The 6,000-nt window shown below is 68.3% G+C and carries 3 protein-coding genes; 1 reads left to right on the top strand and 2 read right to left on the bottom strand.

What is annotated here, in order from left to right; genetic code table 11:
* Window positions 1-179: 179 nt before the first annotated feature.
* A complete protein-coding gene (locus AB4Z09_RS19060) occupies window positions 180-3,389 on the bottom strand; it encodes a (Fe-S)-binding protein (RefSeq protein WP_442240461.1) in 3,210 nt (1,069 codons plus the stop codon).
* Between the two features lie 512 nt (window positions 3,390-3,901).
* Here AB4Z09_RS19060 and AB4Z09_RS19055 point away from each other — a divergent pair.
* Complete coding sequence (locus AB4Z09_RS19055) at window positions 3,902-4,531, top strand: hypothetical protein (RefSeq protein WP_442240460.1); 630 nt, start codon at window positions 3,902-3,904, stop codon at window positions 4,529-4,531.
* A 78-nt stretch (window positions 4,532-4,609) separates the two neighbouring features.
* On the opposite strand, the gene AB4Z09_RS19050 is transcribed toward AB4Z09_RS19055, so the two are convergent.
* On the bottom strand, window positions 4,610-5,938 hold the full coding sequence (locus tag AB4Z09_RS19050; protein ID WP_442240459.1) for a S1 family peptidase: 1,329 nt from the start codon (window positions 5,936-5,938) through the stop codon (window positions 4,610-4,612).
* Between the last annotated feature and the right edge of the window lie 62 nt (window positions 5,939-6,000).

Here is a 6,000-nt window from a genome sequence, read left to right as displayed (position 1 = left end):
GTCGCTACGGCCCTCGAAGCCGCACCTTTCTCGAACAACACTACTGCTGCGATGCGCTGCTCTTGCGTCAGCGAACTTCGTCTATCCAAAACACTGACCCCCGGGAGTCTGAACTGATTTCTCAGTCCAACTCCCGGGGGTCAGTTCAGCGAACGGTGGGGGCGCTTGTCGTCAGGCGACTACTTCTTGCGGCCCGGTGCCTTGGCGCCGGCCTTGAAGCCCAGCGCGCCGGGCTTGGCCTGCGGAGGCGGAGGCGTGTTCGACGCATCCTGCTGGGGCGCGGCCTCGGCCTGCGGCTCGGCAGGTGCCTCGGGCTCAGGCTCCGCGACTGGCTCCGGGGCAGCAGGTGCCGCCGGTGCCGGTGCGGCGGCCGGGGCGGCCTTGCGGGCGCCCGGTGCCTTCGCGCCGGCCTTGAAGCCCAGTCCGCCCGCCTTGGGCTGCGGTGCCGGCTTGGCCTCGGCAGCCGGTGCGGCCGGAGCCTCGGGTGCGGTAGCCGCGGGAGCCTCGGCTACGGGCGCAGCCGGTGCCGGTGTGGCGGCCTTGGCGCCGGGAGCCTTGGCGGCGCCCTTCATCTGCAGGCCCTTGCCGCCGGGCGCCTTGGCGCCGGACTTCATGCCGAGTCCGCCGGGCTTGGCGGTCGGTGCGGTGGGAGCCGCCGGTGCCGCCGGTGCCTCCGCAGCCGGAGAAGCCGGAGAAGCCGGAGAAGCCGGAGCGGCCGAATCGGCAGGAGCGGAGGGTGCCGGTGCGGCAGCCTTCGCGCCGGGTGCCTTCGCGGCGCCCTTCATCTGCAGGCCCTTGCCGCCCGGTGCCTTGGCCCCGCCCTTCATGCCCAGGCCGCCGGGCTTGGCGACCGGCGCCGCAGGTGCCTCGGCAGCCGGTGCAGCAGCCTCGGCGGCCGGAGCGGCGGCCTCGGCCTTGGCGCCGGGTGCCTTGGCGGCGCCCTTCATCTGCAGACCCTTGCCGCCGGGAGCCTTCGCGCCCGGTGCCTTACCGAGACCCTTCATCTGCAGGCCCTTACCGGCCGCGGGAGCGGCGGCGGCAGCAGCGGCCGGTGCCGTCTCGGCGGCTGGAGCCTCGGGTTCGGCGGCGGGAGCAGCAGCGGCGGCCGCGGGTACAGCGACAGCCTCGGCGGCGACCGGCATCTTCTCGCGCGGCTCGACCTTGATGTTCGCGGTGAGCTGTGCGGGATCGAGTCGCGTGACCGAGCTCAGCATCAGCTGTGCGACGTCGACGACCTCGACGCCCTCGCCCTGGCCCTGCTCCTGTCGGGCGGTGACGCCGTCGGTGAGCATGACGCGGCAGAACGGGCAGCCCGTCGCGATCTTCTTGGGCGAGGTGGTGAGGGCCTCGTCGACGCGATCGATGTTGATGCGCTTGCCGAGCTGCTCCTCCATCCACATGCGGGCACCACCGGCGCCACAGCACATGGACCGCTCGCCGTGACGCGGCATCTCCTTGAGATTCGCGCCCGACGCCTCCATCAGCTCACGCGGTGCGTCGTACACCTTGTTGTGACGGCCCAAGTAGCACGGGTCGTGGTAGGTGACGTCCTCGTCGAGCTTGGCGACGGGGATCAGCTTCTTCGCGCGCACCAGGCGGTTGAGCAGCTGCGTGTGGTGGACCACCTCGTAGACGCCGCCGACCTGCGGGTACTCGTTACCCAGCGCGTTGAAGCAGTGCGCACACGTGACGACGATCTTGCGCTTGTTGTCCGGGGTGCCGTCGAAGACCGTGTTCAGCAGCTCGATGTTCTGCATCGCGAGCTGCTGGAACAGGAACTCGTTGCCCGCGCGGCGAGCCGAGTCGCCGGTGCAGGTCTCCTCGGCGCCGAGGACCATGAACTTCACGCCGGCGGTCGCGAGCAGCTCGGCGACGGCCTTGGTGGTCTTCTTCGCGCGGTCCTCGTAGGCGCCGGCGCAGCCGACCCAGAACAGGTACTCGTAGTCCTCGAAGGAGTCCGCGTCCTGGCCGTAGACCGGGATCTCGAAGTCCATCTCGTTGATCCAGTTGAGCCGGTCCTTGGAGTTCTGGCCCCACGGGTTGCCCTTGTTCTCGAGGTTCTTGAACAGACCCGCGAGCTCGGACGGGAACTCCGACTCGATCAGCACCTGGTAGCGGCGCATGTCGATGATGTGGTCGACGTGCTCGATGTCCACCGGGCACTGCTCGACGCACGCGCCACACGTGGTGCACGACCACAGGGTCTCGGGGTCGATGATGCCGCCCAGTTCACCCTCGACCGTCTCGCCGACGAGCGGGCGCTCGGCCTCGGCACGCGCGGCTTCGGGGATCTTCGCGAGGGCAGCCTCGTTCGGCTTGCCGTCGGCGTCGACCAGGCCGACCTCGTCGCCACCCATGTCCTTGCGGCCACCGGCCAGCAGGTACGGGGCCTTGGTGTAGCCGTGGTCGCGCAGCGACATGATCAGCAGCTTCGGCGAGAGCGGCTTGCCGGTGTTCCACGCGGGGCACTGGCTCTGGCAGCGGCCACACTCGGTACAGGTCGTGAAATCCAGCCAGCCCTTCCAGGAGAAGTCCTCGATCCGGCCGGCGCCGAGGGTGTCGGTGTCCGGGTCGACGTTCTCCATGTCCAGGGCGCGACCCTTCGACATCATCGGCTTGGCGGCACCGAGAGCGACGTCGCCGTCGTCCTCACGCTTGAAGTAGATGTTCGGGAAGGCCGAGAAGCGGTGCCAGGCGACGCCCCACGTGATGTTGCGGCCGACCACGAAGAGCCAGATCATGCCGGACATCAGCTTGACGAACGCGAAGATCGAGACCATGACGGCGCTCGCGGGCAGCAGCTTGGCGACGTTCATGGTGAAGAAGTCGGTCCACGGGTTGGCATGCCCGTAGGTGGCGATCTTGCCGGCCTTCACCATGATCATGCCGAGGCCCTCGACCAGGACGACGATCTCGACGAAATAGGCGGGGCCGAACTTGGAGCCACTGAAACGGGAGAGGCGCGCCGGGATCCGCGGGTGGTTGAGCTGGCGGATCACGATCAGCGTCAGGATGCCGACGACGGTGCCGATGCCCAGGATCTCGTCCCACAGGTGCCACACCCAGGTGTTGCCGAACAGCGGCCAGTGGAACTCGGGGTTGAACGTCTGGCCGTAGGCCTCGAACCACAGCAGCGCACCGCCGAGGAAGCCGATCATCACCAGCCAGTGCGCCCAGCCCACGGTGCGGAACTTCTGCATCCGGGTGTGCGCGATGAACTCGACGATCATCTGCTTGAAGCGAGGGAAGAAGGGTCGCCAGCGGTCGGGCGCCGGCTGACCGATCTGCACGGTCTTCGCCATGGTCCAGGCCCCACTCAGGAATGAGGCCCAGCAGACAAGGCTCAGCAGCGCGCCGACGGTGCCCAACGTAATCGTCAGGGCATTCATGTCGATGCCTTTCGTTTCGGGGCAGCACGCGTGCCGCCTGGGGTCAGCCCACAGATCCTAGCGCCCGACAAGTTACCCGCTGGTAACTTGCGAGTACTACCTGTCGGTAACATAGCGCGTACCGTCGTTTCCTGCATCTTTGTCCGTGAAGAACCTTCCCGGGGGCACGCAGACGTCCGGCTCGAAGGGGTGCGGGGCGGGCTGGGCCCCGCCCGTTCGGGTCGGATTCAGTTAACGGTATGCGGTGCCGGTGTGACGTATGTCGTGTAGGTAGACCTAACTCGCGCGGGTGGGTGTGAATCCCAAAAGCAATTTGGACGTTTGTTCATTTAATATTCGATATGAATTAGTGACAATTCCGTGTTGTGTCGGGTTATGATTCGCCGCGAATCGGAGGGCTTCTCGCGGCTCATTTGCGCAGGTGGGAGAGCGCCGGGAGCGCTTCGAGGGTTCGAATACCTATTCGGTCGGAGAGCCACTCGTGGCAGTCACAGAACGGAAATGACAGCCTTATGAAGTTCACGAAGCTTGCCGCAACGTCGGCATTGGTGATCGCCGCAATGGGCGTCGGTGCGGGCACGTCGTACGCCGCACCTGCGCAGGACGCGGTCGGGTACGAGGCACACATCGATGGCCGCTCTGTCGTCACCGTCCTCGACGCCGGCGGATTCCACGTGACGTCCGACGGAAAGTTCGTCGAGATCAAGAACGACGCCGGCACCGTCCTGCAGGCGCTGCCGCTGTCGTACCGGATCGGCGATCGCGAGTTCTCGATCGCACCCGTGATCGAGGGCCGGCAGTTGRCCCTCACTCCCGAGACCGATCCGGCGAAGTCCACGCCGGTCGATGTCGCGGGTCCGGCACTGCCGCCGATGCCGATCGACCTCTCGATACTCGACAAGTTGGCTGACGGAGTCGACTCGGCGGTCACCGTCGGCACCTTGGTCGGCACGATCGTCGGGGCGCTTGTCGGATGCGTCGCGGGCGGCTCCACCGGTCCGGCCGCGTGTTTCGCCGGCCTCGCGACGGGCGCCGGTGTCGGCGGGGTCATCGGCACGATCCTCGCCGCCGGGCCCGTACTCGCCTACAACGGATGGCAGGTGTTCCAGACGATGAACCCCGCTCCGGCGCCGGCGGCGTGACCTGACGCACCGGGACAGAGGAGAAGGAGCCCACTTCCGTGAGGAAGTGGGCTCCTTCTCTATGTGCGTTCGGACGGGCTACGACGTCCGGATGCGGAGGCCGGGGTTGTCGCGGAGGATCGCGTTGATCGGGGTGGCGAACAGTTCCGGGGTCTGGCCCATGACGGAGCTGACGAAGCCCGCGACCTCGCACAGGCCGTACTCGCCGACGGTCGACGCGCTCGAGATGCCGAGGGCGAGAGTGCCGGTGACGATGGTGCCGCCGCTGTCACCCTGGAGTGCGCAGAGGTTGGTGGCGAACCCGCCGGCGAGCATGCGGGCACCGACCTTGACGTTCTGGTTGGTTTCGGTGACGACCCCGCAGTTGAAGCCCGAGGTGTTGCCGGCCTTGCAGACGGGGGCGCCGACGACCGGGTCGGCGGTGCCGGTGATGGCGACCGGGGCCGCTCCGGGAACCCGCACGCCGTTGTTCTCGAACCGCTGCGCGGATTCGGGGGTGGGGCGGATCACCGAGTAGTCGAGGCGGTCGAGGCTGGTCTTCTCGAAGGTTCCGATCATGGGCCCGGCCGAACCGCCCGCCGACGCATACGCCGTCGACGCGTCCGCCGTTCCGGCGACGTCGCGGCTGGGGTCGCAGTGTCCGGCGCTGATGTTGACGGGTGCACCGTTGCGGTCGATCGCGTTGAATCCGAGCGAGCAACGCAGCCCGATGCCGCCGCCGGCCGCCACATACGGGTCGCCGCCGAGGAAGGCGTCGGGCGCGTACTGGCCAGCGGCCGGTCCCGGTGCCGGCGGCTGCAGCGAACCCAGTGCGGGACCGAGCGCGACCCGTGCAGCACCCTGCAGGAACGGGGGCAGGAGGTCGAACAGGTCGCCTGCGGCGTCATCGGCGCGCAGCACCAGGGTGTTGCCGGCGATGTCCACGGTGATACCGCGCACCAGATCGGCGATCTCCTGCGGCAGCGTGTCGATCCACTTGCTCAGCGCGGCGCGGTCGGACTGCAGTTGGATCTCGCTGCGGTCGACGTCCCTGCTCGTGAACCCGGCCTGCTCGACGGCTGCCCGCGCGGCGTCGCGGCCCTCGCCGGCGAGTCCGACGATCGGAGTGCCGGACGGGTCGATCCACGCGCCCGCGAACGCGTCGGGGAACTCGTAGCGGGCGAGCGCGGCGAACTCCGCGAGCTTCTGCCCGAGCTCGGACCGGTCGAGGTACTGATCCGGGGTGAGCTGCAGATCTCGCTGCAGCGCGTCGACGAGTTCGATCGGGAGATGCGCCGCCTGATCCGATACGCCCGACGTGGACGACGATTCGGCTGGATCGGCCTGGGCGGCCGCGGTTGCGGGGCCGAGGAGTAGGAGCGCGGCAGAACCGAACACCGCGGCGCGACGTGCGAGCGAGCTTCGCATGTGGGCCTTTCTATTGTGTGCCCTGCGCGCAGGATCCAGACGCGCGCAGAGATGAGCGCCCG

The organism is Rhodococcus sp. TAF43 (assembly GCF_052113525.1).
Lineage (GTDB): Bacteria > Actinomycetota > Actinomycetes > Mycobacteriales > Mycobacteriaceae > Prescottella.
The sequence above is the reverse complement of the archived record's forward strand: the minus strand, read 5'-3'. Positions and strand labels throughout refer to the sequence as shown.

Bases quoted from the DNA above. Each gene is read 5' to 3' on its own strand.
- AB4Z09_RS19060 (WP_442240461.1), bottom strand. From the start codon at position 3,389: ATGAATGCCCTGACGATTACGTTGGGCACCGTCGGCGCGCTGCTGAGC.
- AB4Z09_RS19050 (WP_442240459.1), bottom strand. From the start codon at position 5,938: ATGCGAAGCTCGCTCGCACGTCGCGCCGCGGTGTTCGGTTCTGCCGCG.